At 39.1% G+C, this 21,589-nt stretch carries 17 protein-coding genes; 8 read left to right on the forward strand and 9 right to left on the reverse strand.

Annotated features, from left to right (window positions below; genetic code table 11):
• Window positions 1–24: 24 nt before the first annotated feature.
• Entirely contained in the window at window positions 25–1,341 is a 1,317-nt protein-coding gene (locus PHO71_RS18350) for an MFS transporter (RefSeq protein WP_300206113.1), read from the forward strand.
• A 4-nt stretch (window positions 1,342–1,345) separates the two neighbouring features.
• On the opposite strand, the gene PHO71_RS18355 is transcribed toward PHO71_RS18350, so the two are convergent.
• Window positions 1,346–1,690, reverse strand: coding sequence for a helix-turn-helix domain-containing protein (locus PHO71_RS18355; protein WP_300206115.1), 345 nt, complete (start codon window positions 1,688–1,690; stop codon window positions 1,346–1,348).
• 166 nt (window positions 1,691–1,856) lie between these two features.
• On the opposite strand from PHO71_RS18355, the gene PHO71_RS18360 reads away from it, so the two are divergent.
• Window positions 1,857–2,384 (forward strand): DJ-1/PfpI family protein, encoded by a 528-nt coding sequence (locus PHO71_RS18360; protein WP_300206117.1) that lies wholly within the window; start codon window positions 1,857–1,859, stop codon window positions 2,382–2,384.
• 527 nt (window positions 2,385–2,911) lie between these two features.
• Window positions 2,912–5,953 (forward strand): ATP-binding protein, encoded by a 3,042-nt coding sequence (locus PHO71_RS18365; RefSeq protein ID WP_300206119.1) that lies wholly within the window; start codon window positions 2,912–2,914, stop codon window positions 5,951–5,953.
• Window positions 5,954–5,967: 14 nt separating this feature from the next.
• Here the strand turns inward: PHO71_RS18365 and PHO71_RS18370 are convergent, their stop codons facing one another.
• From PHO71_RS18370 to PHO71_RS18390, 5 genes are read right to left on the reverse strand one after another with little or no spacing between them, the layout of a single operon-like run.
• On the reverse strand, window positions 5,968–6,768 hold the full coding sequence (locus PHO71_RS18370) for a LytTR family DNA-binding domain-containing protein (RefSeq protein WP_300206121.1): 801 nt from the start codon (window positions 6,766–6,768) through the stop codon (window positions 5,968–5,970).
• Window positions 6,765–7,793 (reverse strand): sensor histidine kinase, encoded by a 1,029-nt coding sequence (locus PHO71_RS18375; protein WP_300206165.1) that lies wholly within the window; start codon window positions 7,791–7,793, stop codon window positions 6,765–6,767. Before PHO71_RS18375 ends, PHO71_RS18370 begins: the two co-directional genes overlap by 4 nt.
• A gap of 36 nt (window positions 7,794–7,829) precedes the next feature.
• Complete coding sequence (locus PHO71_RS18380) at window positions 7,830–9,134, reverse strand: TolC family protein (RefSeq protein ID WP_300206123.1); 1,305 nt, start codon at window positions 9,132–9,134, stop codon at window positions 7,830–7,832.
• A 2-nt stretch (window positions 9,135–9,136) separates the two neighbouring features.
• Window positions 9,137–12,169, reverse strand: a complete 3,033-nt coding sequence (locus PHO71_RS18385; RefSeq protein ID WP_300206125.1) for an efflux RND transporter permease subunit — start codon at window positions 12,167–12,169, stop codon at window positions 9,137–9,139.
• An 11-nt stretch (window positions 12,170–12,180) separates the two neighbouring features.
• Window positions 12,181–13,251, reverse strand: coding sequence for an efflux RND transporter periplasmic adaptor subunit (locus PHO71_RS18390; RefSeq protein WP_300206127.1), 1,071 nt, complete (start codon window positions 13,249–13,251; stop codon window positions 12,181–12,183).
• Between the two features lie 417 nt (window positions 13,252–13,668).
• Between PHO71_RS18390 and PHO71_RS18395 the strand changes: the two genes are divergently transcribed.
• From PHO71_RS18395 to PHO71_RS18415, 5 genes are all read left to right on the forward strand, one after another.
• Window positions 13,669–14,970 (forward strand): Na+/H+ antiporter NhaC family protein, encoded by a 1,302-nt coding sequence (locus tag PHO71_RS18395; RefSeq protein WP_300206129.1) that lies wholly within the window; start codon window positions 13,669–13,671, stop codon window positions 14,968–14,970.
• A gap of 144 nt (window positions 14,971–15,114) precedes the next feature.
• Window positions 15,115–15,663, forward strand: coding sequence for a 30S ribosomal protein S16 (locus PHO71_RS18400; RefSeq protein WP_300206131.1), 549 nt, complete (start codon window positions 15,115–15,117; stop codon window positions 15,661–15,663).
• Between the two features lie 159 nt (window positions 15,664–15,822).
• A complete protein-coding gene (locus PHO71_RS18405) occupies window positions 15,823–16,215 on the forward strand; it encodes an L-rhamnose mutarotase (protein ID WP_300206133.1) in 393 nt (130 codons plus the stop codon).
• A 16-nt stretch (window positions 16,216–16,231) separates the two neighbouring features.
• Entirely contained in the window at window positions 16,232–17,542 is a 1,311-nt protein-coding gene (fucP, locus tag PHO71_RS18410) for an L-fucose:H+ symporter permease (protein ID WP_300206135.1), read from the forward strand.
• Between the two features lie 82 nt (window positions 17,543–17,624).
• Window positions 17,625–18,320, forward strand: a complete 696-nt coding sequence (locus PHO71_RS18415; RefSeq protein WP_300206137.1) for a DNA alkylation repair protein — start codon at window positions 17,625–17,627, stop codon at window positions 18,318–18,320.
• Between the two features lie 307 nt (window positions 18,321–18,627).
• On the opposite strand, the gene PHO71_RS18420 is transcribed toward PHO71_RS18415, so the two are convergent.
• The 3 genes from PHO71_RS18420 to PHO71_RS18430 are packed head-to-tail and all read right to left on the reverse strand — an operon-like array spanning window position 18,628 to window position 21,583.
• Window positions 18,628–19,962, reverse strand: a complete 1,335-nt coding sequence (locus PHO71_RS18420) for an ABC transporter substrate-binding protein (protein WP_300206139.1) — start codon at window positions 19,960–19,962, stop codon at window positions 18,628–18,630.
• 32 nt (window positions 19,963–19,994) lie between these two features.
• The gene (locus PHO71_RS18425) at window positions 19,995–20,792 is read right to left on the reverse strand and encodes an ABC transporter permease (protein ID WP_300206141.1); all 798 of its coding nucleotides are present in this window, start codon (window positions 20,790–20,792) and stop codon (window positions 19,995–19,997) included.
• Complete coding sequence (locus PHO71_RS18430) at window positions 20,786–21,583, reverse strand: ABC transporter permease (RefSeq protein ID WP_300206143.1); 798 nt, start codon at window positions 21,581–21,583, stop codon at window positions 20,786–20,788. Before PHO71_RS18430 ends, PHO71_RS18425 begins: the two co-directional genes overlap by 7 nt.
• Window positions 21,584–21,589 lie beyond the last annotated feature (6 nt).

Genomic DNA, 21,589 nt, shown 5'->3' on the forward strand with positions numbered 1-21,589 from the left:
TTTCATTATCTCAACCTTTACATCATGAATACACAAAAAAATAATAGTCTGGGACCATTTATTATCCTGACTTTCATCTATTTTATAGTTGGTTTCCTGACGACTGTCAATGGGCAGTTTCAGGGACCTCTGAAAATCGCATTCCTCTCGCAAGTCGATGAATTAAAAAACACATTGACAACGCTTATTTCATTTTTCTTCTTTCTGGGATATCTGTTAAACAGCTCCTTGGGAGGAAAGTGGATCAACACACATGGTTATAAAAAGACACTATTACGAGCTTTGGGCGTAATGGTAGCGGGATTATTGATGTATTCTCTTTCTTCCTGGTTTGTTGTAAACTATGGAGATGCTTGTTTGCAAGTTTCCGAGGATAGAATTCCTTACGGTTATTTTATCTTTCTGTTGGGTTCTTATCTGATGGGAACTTCCGCCGCACTGCTACAAGTTGTAATCAACCCTTATGTAGCCGCTTATGAATTGCCTCACACACAACCAGTACAACGTATGAATATCGTATGCGCCATCAACTCATTCGGTACTACCATTGCCCCTTTCTTTGTAACGGGAGTTATTTTTGCAGGAGTAGCACTTGAAAGCATCACAGCTGCCCAACTGATGATTCCATTTTTGTTGATAGCCTTATGTATAGTCATCACCACATTAATCACTTCTCGCTTAAACTTACCTGATATTCAAGAGACTAGAGCAGATAGCTGCGAAAAGCTGAAACGTAGCATTTGGTCCTTCCGTCATTTAAGGTTAGGAGTAGTTGCAATCTTTTTCTATGTAGGAGCCGAAGTAGCTGTAGGTGTCAATGTTAATCTTCACGCCATGGAGCTGATTGAGTCCGGAAAAGGATTGTCTTTTTTCGGAAAACATCATATAATGCTTTGGGGACTGAATTTAGGCATTCCCGCGCTACTGGCTACACTTTATTGGGGTGGACTTATGATAGGAAGGCTCATTTTCAGCTTGTTCAATAATATCTCGCCACGTATACTGCTGACGGTAGCCACTTCTATTGCAGTCATACTTACATTAATCGCAATAATTAGCGATAACTTGTGGATTCTGGTGTCTGTCGGCCTGTGTCATTCGGTCATGTGGGGTTGTATCTTCACATTGGCTATTAAAGGATTGAAAAAATATACCTCCAAAGCCTCCGGTATATTCATGATGGGAGTATTCGGAGGTGCTGTTTTCCCCGTATTACAAGGTGTACTGGCCGATACTTTAGGAGGGTGGCAATGGACTTGGCTGATTGTGGTCGTATGCGAATTAGTTATGCTTTATTATGCACAAGTCGGTTCACGTATCAAAGATAATGAATGCCTGTAAAATACTATTTTTGCCTATGTTCTAAAATAATATTCATATTTTCCAAAGCCCATCCTACCAATCCTTCAATATGAGGAATCAGGCTTCCTCCCGTAGTGGTCAAGTAATATTCCACACGTGGAGGAACTTCCGCATAAACCTTTCGTTCCACCAGCCCGTCTGCTTCCAGAGTACGCAATGTGACAGTCAGCATCCGTTGCGAAATGTCATCAATCGTTTTATGTATATCACTGAAACGCATTATTCCATTGGCATTCAAAGTAATAAGCACTAGCATAGACCACTTGTCTCCCAAGCGGCTCAGCACATCCCTTACGGGACAATTTCCTGTCGGATGAAAATTTTTCATTCTTTAACGTTTTGTATTTTGTTGAATTCCGACAATAGTTACTTCTATGTAACTTCCTTATTCTGAGGTACGTTCTTGTTTGTTACAGAGAAGAAAGATACATTTGCATCACAAAAGTAATAAACTTACTAAAAATAACTATTGTTTCATTATAAAATTTATAATTATGGCAAAGAAAGTAGCAGTTTTAGCAGTGAATCCGGTAAATGGTTGTGGACTATTTCAATATCTGGAAGCTTTTTTCGAGAATGGTATTTCATATACGGTATTTGCCGTATCGGATCAGAAAGAAATCAAAACGAACTCAGGAATCAGTCTGACAGTAGATGACGTAATTGCCAATCTGAAAGGACACGAAGATGAGTTTGACGCACTTGTGTTCTCTTGTGGAGACGCAGTACCTGTATTCCGTGAAAACGCGAATAAACCTTATAACGTAGACTTAATGGAAGTAATCCATACTTTCGGAGAGAAAGGGAAAATTATGATTGGACATTGTGCCGGAGCAATGATGTTTGATTTTGCAGGTATAACGAAAGGAAAGAAAGTAGCAGTTCATCCGTTAGCCAAACCGGCTATTCAGAATGGTACCGCTACTGATGAAAAATCAGAAATAGACGGAAACTTTTTCACGGCACAAGATGAAAATACAATTTGGAGCATGATGCCGCAAATTATAGAAGCATTGAAATAAAAATAGGCTAATCCGGAAAAAACATACGTTTCTGATTACGATAATTCCGGGACTAACCTTTAATCAACAGGAAAGTGTCCCGGAATTTAGTATTCTTGCCAATTAGCATTGATAAATCACAGTTGCAATAGCACCTGACAGACTTCATTTCAAAATAAATATTTAAAACAAATAATTATACAAACAGCCTCAGGAGTAATTCTTATTACAGCCTTTTATGCAATCTTTCTCTTCTATTAGATGTATTGCTCCTATACCTATCCTATATTCTCTTTGAATATAAAATAGATTTTTATTCAGATTTTATATTAAATTCATTCCTTTTCAACCCTCTTTTTAGTATTAAAAACACTTTTAATTCATTTATTATTAGTATTTTTGCACTTACATAAACAAAGTGGCAACAATGCTCGAATTATTTTATGACAAACAGTTTTTTTTATAAACAAATAGTCAAAGTACTATTACCTCTTTTTTATCTATGCTTATTCTACGTTAATCCATTATTTGCACAAAAGGATTCCGTAATGGTAAACGATTACATTCTAATCATCAACTCGTATACTGAAGCTACTCCCTGGAGTGTACGAATGATTTCGACTGTAACAGAATACACACAAAACCTTCCTCAGTTAGGACTTTATACCGAACACATGAATTTGCTGATGATGGATAATGACGCAGTTCTACAAGAATTTAAAGATACAATATTCACAAAGTACAAACACCACCCTCCCCGCATAATATTACTTTTGGGAAATTCTGCACTCATGCTGAGAGATGATATCAGAAAAGAATGGGGAGATATACCAATCATGCTTTGTGGAGAAGAGGATTACTTTGGTCCACAAAAATCGTATCTTGAAAAAAAACCAATTGCTTTATCCGACCGTATTCCGGTTACAGAACTGGCAAAACCTTATAACTTAGTATTCTTATACTCAGATCTATTTATACGGGAAAATATAGAATTGGTGTGCCAAATGATTCCAAACATGAAGAAATTCATCTTTATTGGAGATGGGCAACAAATCAACCAAACTAATAACCTCGTCATTCAGGAAGAACTGGCTAAGAAACATCCGGATGTTACTTATCAATTCCTTTCTCCGGAAAAGATTGTAGTAAACCAATTAATGGATTCTCTTTATGCCATCGACTCTAAAACGACGGGAGTGCTTTATTCATCCTGGTCCTTCAAACAGACGTTTGCAGGTAACACTTCGTTATCTACTAATTCACATAATCTTATCGGAACGACTTCCGCACCTTTGTTTGCAATCGGTCTGATCACTCTCAAAGATTATAGAGGGGGAATGATAGGTGGGTATGGCTACGATCAGGATGTATATAATGCGAAGATTACACAAATTATAGAAGAAATATTAGAAGGTAAACAAGCTCGTGATATTCCTTTTTATTTGCCTTCAGACGGTGCTCCAATTATGAACTATGAAGTACTGAAACGTAAAGGTATCCCTCTCTCTTTCTGTCCAGAAGGAACTATTTTCTTCAACAGACCTCCTACCTTCTGGGAGCAATACAACTATTTTTTATTGGGAACAATTGTATGTATTATCCTGCTTATTTTATTCTTTCAATACCGCATCCATCACCTAAACAATCTGAAAAAGGCTCAAAAAAAAGAAATAGAGGTCATGGCGACCTACAGAAATCTGATTAACAATATGCCGATACTCTATATGCAGGAAGAGTTAATTACTAATGAGAAAGGTGAGCCTGTTGATTTGATATACCGGAATGTGAATTCTTTTTTTGAAAAAAACTTCTACCCCAAAGAAAAGGTGATAGGCAGGAATGCTAGTGAAATCTTCCCTGAATCAATGCAGGAGTTTCTACATTTCATTAAAATATCACTGGATGAAAACAGAGCAATCACATTCCCATATTACTTTAAACAAATAGATACTTTTTATGATGTAGTGTTAAAGGGTACAAACCAAAGTAATATTATTGATATATTTTGCGTTGATAGCACTGAACTTCATAAAGTGCAGCAGAAATTAAGTGCAACCAATAATAAACTGGCTATGGCATTGGATGTTGCTAATATTGTACCGTGGAAATGGGATTTATTAAGCAAAACTATACTTTGTGATATAAACAGACCAATAGAGTTAAGTACTCAAGAAAATGATGTAAACGAAGAACAATTGGCAGTACCCGACTCTCAATACTTTGCCAAAATATTTAAAGAAGATCGTGAACGGGTGGAAAAAGCTTATGACGACTTAGTTGAAGGTCGCTCTGACAAAGTGAAAGAAGAATATCGTGTAGTCACTGTAAACAACCATTTACACAGTATAGACTGGGTGGAGGCACAAGCTGCTGTAGAAACACGTGATGAGAATGGAAAACCAATTACTTTGGTAGGCTCTTCTCTTGTTATCACCAAACGGAAAAAGATGGAAATGGAACTGACTACAGCAAGAGACCGCGCAGAAGAATCGAACCGACTGAAATCTGCTTTCCTGGCAAATATGAGCCATGAAATACGTACACCTCTTAACGCAATTGTAGGTTTCTCCGGTATACTGGCATCAACGGACGAAGAACAAGAAAAGCAAGAATATGTAAGTATCATTGAGAACAATAATACGCTATTGTTGCAACTGATCAGCGATATCCTCGATTTATCAAAGATTGAAGCTGGAACTTTGGAATTTCAATACTCTGATATCGAATTGAATACAACTATGAGCGAACTGGTTAATTCTCTTCGTTTCAAACTTAAATCGGATAAAGTACAATTAAATTTTATTCCTAATATAGAGTCTTGCTTCATTCATACAGAAAAAAACAGGTTATCGCAATTACTCATCAACCTGATAACTAATGCTATTAAATTTACGACTGAAGGAAGCATCAATTTTGGTTATGAACTCCGCGATAAAGAAGTCTATTTTTATGTAACCGATACCGGATGCGGAATCCCTTATGACAAACAAAAAAATATTTTTGCCCGTTTTGTGAAGTTAAACAATTTTGCACAAGGTACAGGCTTAGGGTTATCTATCTGTCAAACATTGGTAGAACACATGGGGGGCAGTATCGGAGTGGAATCGGAAGAAGGCAAAGGCTCTACATTCTGGTTTACACTTCCTTATAAACCGGCAAACGCAACTGATGATAGCATAAAAAAAAACGATATTGAACCTATCACTATAGAAAAAAACAAGTTTACTATTCTGATTGCCGAAGATAATGAAAGTAATTACAAACTATTTGCCTCTATACTAAAAGAAGAATATCAATTGATTCATGCCTGGAATGGAGAAGAAGCTGTAGAAATGTTCAAGAAATATAATCCGCAGATTATATTGATGGATATCAATATGCCCGTCATGGATGGATACGAAGCGACTCGGGAAATCCGCAAATATTCGGCAAAAGTCCCCATTATCGCTGTCACTGCTTTTGCATATGCTTCTGACGAACAGAAAGTCATGGAAAATGGCTTCGACGGTTATATGCCTAAACCGATTAATGCACGCCAACTAAAAGCTCAATTGACGGACATTATGAAAAAACGTATCATTTTATTGTAATATATGGCTCAGGATTAATAATTCAGCCACACTTTGAATGCCGAAATTTTATCTTTGCTTACAATAATTTTATCTTTAAAGGGGGGGATTACATGTACCACCGCCTTTCCAAGAAAATAAGGTTCAATACGCTGAATGGCATCCACGCAAACCAATGTTTGACGATTAGTCCGGAAGAAAACATCCGGATCTAACTGCTCACAAAGTTTATCCAACGCAAAGTCAAGAACATATTCCTTATTATTCTTAGTCACTACAAAAGTAAGTTTATTTTCTGAGTAGAAATAGGCTACATCATTTACTGCCAACGTAAAAAGCTTATTGCCGGAAGAAATAAGGAAACGGGTACGGTATCTCTTGCTTTCCGCTGCCGAGAGTCCCTGAGTATCGGATAAGCTCTCCAGTACCTCCAATATCCGGTTCTCACGATTAAAATCACGTATATATTTCTCCGTCAGGTTTTCAAAACGTTCAATGGTTTGCAATAAACGCTCCTGATGAATAGGTTTCAGCAGATAGTCAATACTATTTATAGTGAAAGCCCGAACAGCATATTCGTCATAAGCCGTTGTAAAAACAATCAGGCTATCGGGACGAGCTTGTTCAATAAACATAAACGAGTTTCCGTCGGTCAATTGAATGTCCAGAAACAAAATATCCGGATGAGGATTGGATTGGAACCATTCAACAGATTCTTCGATAGTGCCCGGCAAAATCCTTACCTCCCAGTCAGGACGCAATGATTGTATCATCTCGTGTAGCAGACGTGCTGCCGGTACTTCATCTTCTATAATAGCGGCTATTATCTTATTCATTGAAGCAAAGGTATTTTTACGATAAATTTGTCTGATTCTTGTTCAATCACAATGCTTTTATTACAAAGGAGTTTGTAACGGGCTGAAAGATTATTCAATCCCATTCCTGAAGTACTCCCGCATTTTTTAGGACGGACAACATTACTGATAATCAGTCCGAGCGGTTCTTCAATACCTGTCAATTCAATAACCATTGGCTTTCCCGAATGAATCACATTATGCTTGATGACATTTTCCACCAATAACTGAAGAGTCAAAGGAGGCAATTTCATCTCTTTCCATTCGGCAGGGATATGGTTGTGAACATGAATACAGTCTCCCAAGCGCACCTGATGAAGAAATATATAGGAATCGAGAAACCCCAATTCATCTTGCAGTGTAGCCAAGCGTTGATTCTGGCACTGAAGAATATAACGATATACATCGGAAAGATGCTGTGTGAATAGTTCCGCATTTTTGGGATTGTATCTGATTTCAGAAATCAATGTATTCAAGCTATTGAACAAGAAATGAGGATTCAATTGATTTTGAAGAGCCGTATAACGAGCAATATTGTTTTCTTCCTGCAATGCCGCCGCTTGCTTTTGGAGTTTAAGAGTATGCTGCATAGTTCGATTGGCTAGCAGTAACCCAAGAATAACGAGTTCTGCCAACCAAACGATTATCAAGATTCTCCATCCGCCGTGAGGAAACACAAACGGACGGGAAACTCCGACTAAGAACTTAGCAGTTACCAGCAAACTATAATTGAGCAGGAAAAACATCAGCATGACCATCGCATAAACGAAAATCAGTTTCCAGCGACGATGAAGATTTACCGAATATTGATTATCTATCCAAGTGCTTAAACGAATAGTAGAATATCCCAAAAGATTAAAGGCTATGATAAAGAACAACAATGTTCCTACCGAATAGAGAGCATCGGACACTTTATCGGAGAATCCCGCATAGTTGGCTAGTAAAAAAAAGGAAAATACGCCTAACCCTGAAAACAGGCTACTATACAATATGTGGTTCTGTTTTATACTCATACGGTTCTTTTCAGACAAAGTTACTGTTTTTTATCGATTTTCATACCCATGAAGAGCTTTTATTAATTCCGAGTAATGCCCCTGCGCTGCGGCTTTTGCCTGCACATAATTTACTTGTGATGTTTGCCGATAAGTCTGCGCATCTATTACCTCCACCACAGATACTTTTCCCTCATTGTAACGTTCCACTGCCTTTGCTTCATTTTCTTCTGCCTTTGCAAGCGAACTTTCACTCAAGCGTACCCGTTCGATAGCTTGCGACAAAGCTTTACGTGCTATGCCAACTTCCAGTTCCACCTGATCTGCCACTTTATTCAAATTATCCTCTGCTATACCTATACGAAGCGAAGAAGCACGCTTTTCACTCCGTCGTTTCCCCCACTCAAAGATAGGTACGGAAACTTTGGCATAAACTGCATAATTAGGGTCCAGATCTTTTTTAAAATTATACCCGGGAGATGAATAACTTCCATCTATTCCCACATAAAACTGAGGTTTGAATTGTGAATCATTCAATTTTTTTGTGCTTTCGGCTATACGAATACGGTCATGAGCCACACCAATCTCCGGACGCCCCATACCCGTGGCAAGCCACAATGAATCATTAACAACAACCATCGGTATCTGAGAATCCAATTCTGTGGATTGTTCCAACTGTATACCGATCATAGAGTTTAATGCCATCCTACCAGTCTCAAAGTTACTTTGTGCCTGAAGTAATTGATACTCTGCCTCATTCAATTTCACTTCCGCCATCAACAGGTCTTGCGGATCTACAAACCCAACTTCTACCCGCTCCTTAATGGTCTTTACTAAAGCAGCCATCGAATTACGAAAATCTTCTGCCACTGAAACGATTTCCAACCGACCTACAGCACTCCAATACTGAATATCCGTCTGATAGCAAACAGCATCATTCAGAACTTTGGACTGATTACCAGCCAAAGACTGCTGGTGTTGCGCCATCCGAATGGATTCCAAAAGACGACCTCCCGTATAAACCGGTTGCAATAAAGAAAGAGAGCCTCCATAGTTCAATTGTTTTCCTTCTATTGTCTTCGATAATCCAAGAGAAGGAACATCCAACGAAAGTTCTAAAGGATTCCCTGTATATTGGAAATTTGCAGCACCGGAAAGTTTTGGTTTCAAATCGGCACGTGCCGATTTCTCGACTTCCATACTGGCGGCAATATTCTTTTCAGCAGCTTTCAGGTCGTGATTGTAGTCCAATGCCATCACCCTATATTTCTCTAACAAAGAACTTTGCTGGGCTAATACAGGCAAGGACAAACAAACACTTCCGGAAAACAACAAACAAACTATTATTTTTTTCATCTTTATCTTCCTTTTACTTTATAAAACATAGCATACAATGCAGGGGTCACAAATAATGTCAGCCCTGTGGCAAAGGTTAGTCCGAATATAATAGTAGCAGCCATGCCTCCGAATGCTACATCGAATAATAGTGGAACCATACCGAAAATGGTAGTGGTAGCCGCCATCAATACCGGACGGGTTCGGGAGACTGTTGCCTCAATAATTGATGTATACAAGTCTATACCACTTCGATGCTGGACGTTGATCTCATCAATCAATACTATTACATTCTTTATAATCATACCTAGCAATCCCAACCAACCTGCTATCGGGAAGAAACCGAAATCAAAGCCTGTCAATAGCATACCGACTGCAATACCTATCACTGACAAAGGCAGGACGCATATAATAATTATCGGTTCGCGGAAATTACCAAATAAAGCAACCAGAATCACTACCAATGCAAGAAATGCCAACGGGAAATATTTAGCAACTGCCTGCATTGCCTCGCTCTGGTCTTTATATTGAGCATCCCAAAAGAAGGTATACCCTTCAGGTAGTTGAATGCTTTCAATCTCTTTCCTGATTTCTCCATGTACTTCGGACATGGTATATTCCGGTTTCACGCCACACATAGCTGCCATAGACAACTGTCGGTTGTAGGTTCTTATCTGCGGAAATTCCCAGGTCGTTTCAATCTGCTCAGTCACTTGTGAGAGCGGAGCGGACTTTTCACCATTCCAGACAGAAAAATCTCCCAGAGAATTTGCATCCATAATATCTATATTATCCGATTTTAGCACAACCGGAACTTTCTTTTCATCATCTCGATAAATACCAACAGGCAAGCCATCGTTTATAGACTTAACGGACTCCATCATGGAGGCTTTCGTTATTCCCAACGCACCGGCTTTTACCGGATCATATACCGGACGTATCATCATAGACATATTCCCCCATTCATTACGGGCGTCCGCTACTTTGGGGTTTCGGCGCATGATTTCAATAGCCTGTCCCGTCAATGAATCGAGTACTGCGGGATCAGGTCCCAAGAAACGAGCTTCAATGACTGCTTCCGCCAGCGGACTCAATTCGAACTTATTTACTTTGATCAACGGTTCGGGATATTTAGCCGAAATTGAATCCTGTAAACGAGCATGTAATTTGCGAGATAATTTAGAAGTCTTGCACTTTACCAATATTTGTGCATAATTAGGCTGAGGTCCGAAAGATACATTCGACAAGTAATAACGTGGAGGTGTGCGACCGATATAGGTAGATACCATTTCCGTTTCTTCCTGTTCCTGAATATAAGATGCCATCTCTACAGCCATTCTGTCCGTTTCCTCTATTTGCGTTCCTTCAGGCAGCCACATATCTAGCGTGAAATACTGCTTATCCAATGCAGGAACGAAGACTTTCGGAATAAACTTAAAACTCCAGGCCGCCAACACAAGCATTATGACCATGCAACCGACCGTTGCATAGCGACGACGAATCACCCAACGTAAAGAAGCCCGGAACTTATCGTAATATTTACCAGAGAAAAGTGCTGCCTTAAGTTCGTTGGGTCTCGGCCGACGAACAAACTCCTGAATGAAAAAAGGAGTCTGGGTCAGCGCAAAGACCCAACTGAACATCAGCGAAACGCCGATCACAACAACTAAGGATGACAGTAATTCACCTGTAATATGAGGTGAATAATATATTGGTAGAAAAGTAAGAATCGCAATGACCGTTGCTGCCAATAGTGGTAATGCAGTGGAAGAACAAGCTCTCAAAATAGCCACTCGTTTACGCATTCCTCTTTGCATATTGACTAATACCGAATCGGATACAACAATCGCATTATCGACAAGCATACCCATCGCAATAATAATGGCGGCAAGTGACATACGTTGTAAAGCAATTCCTTGGGAAAGCATCACAATCAATGTGGCAAAAATAGAGAATATCAGACCACTACCTATCAAAATACCATTTTTGAATCCGATAAAGAACAACAAAATAGCAATTACCGTTACTACTGAAATAATCAGATTCCAGATAAATCCTTGATTTGCAACTGCCGATTCATAGCCTTGATCATAAATGGTTTGCAACTCGTAGCCTTCAGGCATTATCTCTATAAACTCATCAATCTTTACTTTTACGGCTTCTGCCATATCAACTACATTGCCTGTTGGCACAGTAGAAATGGCTATACCTATTGCCGGTTTCCCATCAATCCGCATTTTATTACCGGAAGGAGTCTGATAACTCTCTTTCACTTCAGCAATATCTGCTAAACGGAAATGCTCACCTGTACGTGATACAATGGTCATATCCCGAATATCATCCAATGAATAAAAGTTTCCCGTAGATTCAATACGTATTCTGTTTACTCCGGCATCTATTCCTCCGGCATCCACAACTCTATTTTGAGCATCAAACGCTCGGGATATATCGGCAGTGGTAATTCCGCTTTTTGCCATAACGGAAGGACTGAGAATGACATCAATAGTAGGAGGCTGTACCCCATAAACTTCTACCTTCGCCACATCCTTTACTTTGAGCAATTCATTCTTGATCAACTTTGCCTGATCTTCCAATTCCCGGTATGAATAACTTTCTCCGGTAAGTCCGTAGAACACACCCAACACATCACCAAAGTCATCATTCACTACTGAAGGCCCCGCCCCGGCAGGAAGTTTTGATTGTACATCATTCACTTTCCGGCGAAGCTTATCCCACAACTGTTGCATTTCGTCCGCACGGATTTCTTTTTTCACATAGACTGTAATTTTAGAAAGTCCGGCACGGTTTTCTGTTTTTAAGTAATATAACTCACCCAGCGACTGAATAGATTCCTCCAGCACATCTGTCACCTGAGATTGAACTTCGGAAGGAGAAGCTCCGGGATAAGGAGTCAGTACCAATGCCTGTTTAATAGTAAACGGAGCATCTTCCAACTTTCCCATTTTGACATACGCCAATAACCCGCCTCCTAATATCAGTATTAATAGCAGAATGGTCACCGACCGCTTCTGCAAGAAATATTTTACAAACTTCATATTTTTCAGACTTACTTTTGAGTAGTGACCGGCATGACTTGTTTTTGATCGACTATATCTACAGGCATTCCCTCAGAAAGAAAACGCAATTTACTGACTGCTATCGTTTCACCTGCTTGTAATCCTCCCTTTATCTCTACTTTTCCATTAGGAAGTAATTCTCCCGGAACAACTTTTCTTTTGGATACCTTTCCCGTAGTATGATCAACCGTCCAAACATAATCGCCTTCGGTAGGACGATGACTAAGAGCTACTTGCGGTATTGTTACCATCTCAGCCGTCTGTGAAGAAGGAAGATCGAGCAATACTTTTCCTGAAATACCTGCAGGCCACTCTCCTTGTTTATTAGACAGCAAAGCCGTCATTAAAAAAGAAAGGTTATTACGGGTAGTACTTTTTGAAACATCCACTACTTTGGCAGAATAGACAGCATTCGGTCGGACGTCAAAACGAACCCCCACTTCTTTTATCTGTCCGGCCTGAAATGCAATCTCTTGTGTGACATAGGTTTCTATCTTTAGCTGTGTAATATCAATAAAAGAAATAACAGGTTGAGTAGCTTTCACATCCTGAAACTTTTCAATGTACACTTCACCTACATAGCCATCAAAAGGAGCAACCAAGTGGGTATCTTCCAGCTCATTAGTGGCAGTTTCAAAAGCTGTTTTTGCCGAAGTATATTCAGCGTGTGCTTTCTCATAAGCACTGGCAGACAAATTATCTTTCTCAAACAACACTTTGATGCGTTCAAATTCAGCTTTTGCTTGTTTATATATAGCTTCTGCTTTCTCTTTACGAATACGGAAATCACGGGAGTCTATTTCGGCAATGATATCTCCCCGGTGATAGTAATTACCGGCATATACTTCAAAACGATCAATCGGTCCACCTACACGGAAAGAGAGTTCGGTCTCTTTGAAAGGCTTTGAAATAAATGAAAATTCACGATTTGAAGAAGGTGTTGTAGTTTCTGCTTTCACTACTTTTATCCTTACCGGTTCTTCTGATTTTTTCTCTCCTTGTCCGCACGCAGTGAGCAGGCAAAGGCAGAAAATGCTCATTAAAAATTTAATCATTGTCATTCTGTTATAAGTTATTATATTATGAACGGCACGAAAGTAGAGCAAAGAAACGAGATCGTCCGGCATTTTATTTCTGAAGCGGAAAAGAAGGAGATGAAATGGAAAAAGAGAGGTATGAAAAGAAAACAAAAAAGCTGTACTCGTCAGACAAACAGAGTACTTTTCCACCTACTTATTATGTCCCGAAGCATAATATTCAGCCGATTTACTTCCTGTTATCTTCTTAGCCTGACCAAGAGGTATTTTGTTTTCTTTGTAAGGCTTTGATTTTACTCTCACGTGAAGCACAAGAAGTTATTCCAAAGCATAAGAACATGGCGGATATTAACCATACTTTTTGCCACTTCTTATGAAAAGCATTACTTTTGCATCATTATTTCGAATTTAGAATAAAAATAAAAGCCACAATATCCATTTATGACTGAAGAAAAAATTCATAAGAACCGTTCCGGCAGTTGGTGGGCACTTAGTCCGTTGCTCGTTTTCCTCTGCCTCTATCTCGTAACCTCGATTCTTGTCAATGACTTTTATAAAGTGCCCATTACTGTAGCTTTCCTTGTTTCTTCGTGTTACGCCATCGCTATTACTCCCGGGTTAAAACTGGATCAACGAATATATCAGTTTTCCGTAGGTGCAGCCAATAAGAATATTCTGCTCATGATCTGGATATTCATCCTTGCCGGAGCATTTGCTCAAACTGCCAAACAAATGGGAGCTATTGATGCCACCGTCAATCTGACACTGCATATTCTCCCTGATAATCTTTTATTAGCAGGAATATTCATTGCAGCTTGTTTCATTTCTCTATCCATCGGAACAAGTGTAGGAACCATTGTCGCCCTCACTCCGGTAGCTGTAGGATTAGCGGAAAAAACAGAAATAGCCCTTCCTTTCATGGTAGCTGTAGTAGTAGGCGGTTCATTCTTCGGAGACAACTTATCTTTTATCTCCGATACCACGATTGCCTCAACAAAAACTCAGGAATGCGTGATGCGTGACAAGTTTCGGGTAAATTCCATGATCGTAGTTCCGGCAGCAATCATCGTACTAGGCATTTATATTTTTCAAGGACTATCTATCACTGCTCCCGCCCAAGTACAAAATATAGAATGGATAAAAGTTATACCTTATATTATAGTATTAGGAACTGCCATTGCAGGAATGAATGTAATGCTTGTGCTAATTATAGGCATTCTGACGAGTGGTATCATTGGCATTGCTACCGGTAGTTTCGCTGTTTTCGACTGGTTTGGAGCAGTGGGGACAGGTATCACCGGTATGGGAGAACTGATTATCATCACCCTACTGGCCGGAGGTATGCTCGAAACAATCCGATACAATGGGGGTATTGATTTTATCATTCAAAAACTGACCAGCCATGTCAATGGAAAAAGAGGTGCGGAACTTAGTATTGCTGCTCTGGTGAGCATTGCCAACTTATGTACAGCCAACAATACTATCGCCATCATTACAACAGGACCAATTGCTAAGGATATAGCTCAAAAATTTCATCTCGACCGTAGAAAGACAGCCAGCATTCTCGATACTTTCTCGTGCCTGATACAGGGAATCATCCCCTACGGAGCACAAATGTTGATAGCTGCAGGACTAGCCAACATCTCTCCTATCAGTATCATCGGCAACCTTTATTATCCCTTCACAATGGGAGCTTGCGCATTGCTGGCCATCCTTTTCCGCTATCCACGAAGATACTCTTAAGACAGATTAAATTCCTGAATAGATGATTGTAAACAAAGAAAAAACACAGAAACATTTGTCAATCAAAAGAAAAGGCGTATCTTTGTGCACGCTATTACGAGTTAATGGCATAATTCAAATCAATCATTAAAAACAATTAGTAAAATGGCAACTAGAATCAGATTGCAAAGACACGGACGTAAAAGTTACGCGTTCTATTCAATTGTAATTGCAGACAGCAGAGCACCACGTGATGGTAAATTTATTGAGAAGATTGGTACTTACAACCCGAACACCAATCCTGCTACAGTAGATTTGAATTTCGACGCTGCATTGGCATGGGTACTGAAAGGTGCTCAACCAAGTGACACTGTACGTAACATCCTTTCTCGTGAAGGTGTTTACATGAAGAAACATCTTCTGGGCGGTGTAACTAAAGGTGCATTCGGCGAAGCAGAAGCAGATGCTAAATTTGAAGCTTGGAAGAACAACAAACAGTCAGGTTTGGCTGCATTGAAAGCTAAAGATGATGCAGCTAAACAAGCTGAAGCTAAAGCACGTATGGACGCTGAGAAGAAAATCAACGAAGACAAAGCTAAAGCACTTGCTGAAAAGAAAGCTGCTGAAGAAGCTGCAAAGGCTGCTGCTGAAGCACCTGCAACAGAAGCTGCCCCAGTTGAAGAAGCTCCTGCAACAGAAACTGCTGCTGAATAAGTTTCGGCAGATTCTTTATAAGAAATTTGCAAAAGCAATAAATCCTTTCCGGTTAGCCGGAGAGGATTTTTGTTTTATGCTACAGAACATAAGCTTAGCCTTTTCTCTTTCAGAATAAATTGCTTTCCTTTACACACATAATTCACAGTATAATACTATATGGAAACACCTCAAACTGGTTATAAAGTAAAATCCTACGATACTCCCGTCAAACGATATTGCCAAACACTTAACTTGCGTGATTCTCCCGAACTAATTGCTGAGTACAGAAAAAGACATAGCCCAAAAGAAGCATGGACTGAAGTTCTTGCAGGCATTCATGAAGTTGGTATTCTGGAAATGGAAATTTATATTCTTGGAACCCGACTGTTTATGATTGTGGAGACTCCTATTGATTTCGACTGGGATACCGCAATGGCACGTCTGAATACTCTCCCACGGCAACAGGAATGGGAAGAGTATATGTCAATATTCCAACAAGTGGCGCCCGGCATGAGTTCGGCAGAGAAATGGAGACCTATGGAAAAAATGTTTCATCTATATAACATCTAATTCACTTCAAACTACTATGAAACACAATAAACAGTCTATCCTGTCAAAAGATGGAATCAATTATCTCATCCCATTCATCCTGATCACTTCCTGCTTTGCTCTTTGGGGATTTGCAAATGACATTACTAATCCGATGGTAAAAGCATTTTCCAAAATATTCAGAATGAGTGCTACTGATGGAGCATTAGTACAAGTAGCTTTCTATGGAGGCTACTTTGCTATGGCATTTCCTGCCGCTATCTTTATTCGTAAATATTCTTATAAAGCCGGTATTCTGTTAGGACTGGGTCTATATGCTTTCGGAGCCTTCTTATTCTTTCCCGCCAAACTAACAGGAGAATATTATCCGTTTCTAATAGCTTATTTCACACTAACTTGCGGACTCTCTTTTCTGGAAACGAGCTGCAATCCGTATATTCTCTCTATGGGAACAGAGGCAACTGCCACACGGCGGTTGAATCTCGCCCAATCTTTTAATCCTATGGGATCACTGCTCGGAATGTATGTAGCCATGAACTTTATCCAGGCTAAATTGAATCCAATGTCGAGCATAGACCGTTCACAACTCTGCGAGAGTGAATTTCAGACAATAAAAGAGAGTGACCTAAGCATACTGATTGCTCCTTACCTGGCTATTGGAGTTTTGATTCTTATTATGCTAATATTAATACGTCTAGTGAGAATGCCCAAGAAAGGAGAAGATAATCATCATATCGACTTTTTTCCTACATTAAAACGTATTTTTGCCCAAGCGCACTATCGAGAAGGGGTGATAGCACAGTTTTTCTATGTAGGGGTACAAATAATGTGTTGGACATTTATTATTCAATATGGTACACGCCTGTTTATGTCACAAGGTATGGATGAAAAAAGTGCGGAGATTCTGTCGCAACAATATAACATCGTAGCAATGGTCATTTTCTGTATCAGCCGTTTTATTTGCACTTTCATACTTCGCTTTCTAAGTGCCGGAAAGCTTCTGATGATTTTAGCTATTTTTGGAGCTATATTCACATTAGGAACTATCTTCCTACAAAATATCTTCGGATTATATTGCTTGGTTGCCACTTCCGCTTGTATGTCACTCATGTTCCCTACTATTTATGGCATCGCCCTGAAAGGTTTGGGAGACGACGCCAAGTTCGGTGCTGCAGGATTAATTATGGCTATCTTGGGAGGTTCTGTACTACCTCCATTGCAAGCGAGTATTATTGACTTGAAAGAGATAGGTTTACTACCTGCTGTCAATGTATCTTTTATCTTACCTTTTATCTGTTTTCTGGTAATCATCGTTTATGGATATCGAACCGTTAAAAGAAAATGCTAGAATTATTAATCAACAGAATGATATCACCCTTTTGAGATATATCTATTTTTTATACTTTTGTCAATCATTGATTATATAAACCATGGTAACATCAGAAAATATCCGAAAGGAACTGAATGCATTAGCTGACGCTAAATATAAAGAATTCCATTCTTCTCTACTTCCCGGCACTGAAAATGTATTAGGAGTACGTATTCCCCAATTACGCACAATAGCAAAGAGAATAGCCAAGCAAAATGATTGGTATCCTTTTATAAACGCAACAGAGGTTGATTATTATGAAGAGACAATGCTGCAAGGAATGATTATTGGATTGGCAAAAATAGAATTTGAGGAACAAATGAACTATGTAAAGATGTTTATTCCCCGGATTGATAATTGGGCAGTATGTGACATTTTTTGTGGTGAGCTGAAAACATTAGTAAAGAAAGGAAAAGATAAAGTCTGGCAATTTATACAACCCTATCTATATTCCGACAAGGAATTTGAAAAACGCTTCGGAATTGTTATGCTTTTCCATTATATAAATGAAGAGTACATTGACAGATTGTTGGAATACGCAGATCTATTTCAACATGAAGCGTACTATGCCCGTATGGCTATGGCATGGATGCTATCTACCTGTTTCGTGAAATTCCCCGACAAAACATTAGAATACCTGAAGCAAAGCCAATTAGATACCTGGACTTATAACAAGGCATTACAAAAAACAGTTGAATCCTTGCGCGTAGATAAGAAAACTAAACTACTTATTAAAAGTATGAAGCGAAAAGATTAAAAGACCAACCATACAAAAGTGCAAAAAGACTCCTTATGTTTTTTAAAATCACCTCAATACTTCAAATCAATTATTGGGAAGATTGAATTCAAACATTGAGATGCTTTTCGCAATATTCTATTCAACTTTTGCAAGAAGATTTTAGAGGTTTCAGAAGGCTGTCATTTGCCCATTGTCAAGTATTAATAGTCCACTTCTCAAGTATTAATACCCCTCATCTCAGCTATTAATACTCTACATCCGGATTATTAATACTCAATAAATGAGTTAATATATACCTAAAAATGATTTATAAAAACTGAGTGACTTATTTTCTCACTCGTTTATTCTTCCTCCGGCTTCTGTGTCTTTGTTGTTTCTGACGACTATAATGTTGCCATCTTTTATAAATCATCCAGCCACTCATCAATCCCACTACCACAAAAATCAGAATAGTAATTCCAACTCCTAAATTATCCCCCTTAATACGAGACCAGATATCCAAAACTTCTTTCGTTTGATCCCCAAAATCACGAATCATTGCACAACGTTCCACTACTTTACGATCCGGATATTGTATCTTATCAATCTGAATACTATCCGCACCGGGACCAAAAAAATAGCTCAAATCTGCATAATAATCAAGAGTAGTATCTATCTTCTCCTCCATAATTTCGGGAGTAGCAATCGAACTGACATATCCACAATAATCCATATTGCGGATAGCAATGTCGGGACGACACATGAAGTTTATAAAATAGCTGGCAGCTTTAGGATTCTTTGCATATTTTGGAATCACCCAACCATCGTACCATATATTACTCCCTTCCTTAGGCACTGCATAATCAAGATCTACCCCTACAGCATTTGCCTCCTCAATCGCCCAAATGGCATCACCACTCCAGGTCATATTAAGATAGGCCTTGTTTTTCGTCATCATTTCCTTCCCGAAATCAGCTTCCCAACCGGCAATATTCGGTTTCAAAGCTTTCAGATACTTCTCTACCAGTTCCATGCCAGCAGGAGAATAATCGTTCATCAATTCTTCCACAGTGACCTTTCCTTCTTCCAAATCCTTAGCATGGGCATAGATAATGGCCGTTCCATAAGCATCACGGTAGCTGTCTTTCATCAGAATTTTGCCTACATATTTCTTATTCCACAAACAATCCCATGATAATGCATCCGAATCAGGAACATAAGCACGATTATAAAGAATTCCGGCTGTTCCCCACATATAACAAACAGCGTAACGGCTGGCTAATTCACCCGGCTGGCTCAATTTATCAATCTGCTCGCGAATAAACGGAGCCACATTCTTTATATAGTTAGGCGAATGAGCAAAATTTGTATCAATAGGCAACAGCAGATGCTTCTTCAACATTCGTTCGATGATATATTCCGAAGGACAAACTACATCAAAGTCCTCATGCCCCTTTTCTATTTTCGTCAGCATAATTTCATTGATATCAAATGTCTGATAAACAATGCGGATATCCTCGCCGGTCTGTTCTTTATAATATGCCTGAAAATCTTCAAGTACACTATCGCCAATATAGTCTGCCCAATTATAAATTTTAAGGACCCGTTCGCGCGGCTCTCCTGAGTTATAGCATCCTGATAAAGATATCAACAACAAAATAACAGGTATTATTCTTTTCATTTTATTCTTCACGTAGCGGCACATTAAATAATCTATTCATATTTTTTCTTCGCTTTATCAGCCCGATAATTAAGCACAATTAGCAGAGCCAATACTACAACAAAGATAATAGCAGATAGCGGACGAAGTTCAGGAGTCAGACCTCCCTTACGAGCATCTGCATAAATATAGGTAGAAAGTGTTTCCAAACCCTGATTACCGATAGTAAACACAGTTACAGCAAAGTCATCAATAGAAAGAGTCAGAGCAAGCATAAAACCACTGATCATCCCCGGACGAATCTCAGGAATAATCACTTTCCATAATGCTTGCATAGGAGTAGCTCCCAAATCAAGAGCGGCTTCATAAATATTCGGATTCATCTGCTTCAAGCGTGGCAGGACGCTCAATACAACGTATGGTGTACAAAAAGTGATATGTGCCAATACGACTGTGGTATACCCTTGAGTAATGCCTACGGAAACAAACAATAGAAAAAGTGAGATACCGGTAATTATATCTCCGTTCAGAATAGGAATGCTATTCACAAAGCCTATTGCTTTTCGTGAACGAGCTTTCAGATTGAATATACCGATAGCGGCTACACTACCCAGCAAAGTGGAAGCTGTAGCTGCCAGCAAAGCAATGGTTACAGTATTTATAAGCGCATTCATCAAAGAGTGATGAGTACCGCCGGTAAATAAGGAAGAGTAAAGTTTTGTAGAAAATCCAGTCCAGTTACCCAATACTTTCGCTTCGGTAAACGAATAAATAATGATAATTACAATCGGTGAATAAAGCAATAAAAGCAATATCCACAAGTAGGTTTGAGCAAGAATCTTCTTTACCATAATCCACCTCCTTCGTTGGTATCCTTATCGTCCGTACTGAACAGTGAAGTGGCAGCAATCAGTAACAACATAATAAGCGAAAGTGCTGCTCCATAGTTCCACATACTATTATTGATGTTCTCCTGAATAGTTGTACCAAAGAGTTTGATATTATTCATCGTCAATAGTTCCGCAATGGCAAAAGTAGAAATGGTGGGCATAAACACCATCATGATACCGCTCATTACTCCCGGCATAGAGAGAGGAAGCACTGCTTTAAAAAAAACTTGCACGGGATTTGCTCCCAAATCCTGTGCAGCCTCAATATAGCTATGATCCATCTTCTGCAAAGTGTTATAAATAGGATAAATCATGAAAGGAATGAAATTGTACACCATACCGAATATTAATGCACCTTCACCCAAAGGAACGCTGAAGAAATCGAATAAAGCAACAGTAGCCAAAGTACGCACCAAAATATTCACCCACATAGGTAGAATAAAAAGCACGACTAATGTTTTAGAACGATTAAGTTTACTATTGCTAAGTATCCAAGCTGCAGGATATCCCAGCAAGACGCAAACAAGAGTAGTAATAATAGCAATACCAATCGAATAAACGAAAGTATTGATTGCTTCGGGGTGTTCAAAGAACTTCTGAAAATTGGCGAGGGTCAGATGACCGTTATCGTCGGTAAAAGCATACACGACAATTAAAATCAACGGTATAACTACGAAGATCGCCGAAAAAATAATGTAAGGTAGCGTCCAACTCTTACGTGATGACAAAAAGACTAAAAACCTCTTATTCACTTCCTT

The sequence above is a fragment of the Bacteroides sp. genome (assembly GCF_028690125.1).
Classification (GTDB): Bacteria; Bacteroidota; Bacteroidia; order Bacteroidales; family Bacteroidaceae; genus Bacteroides.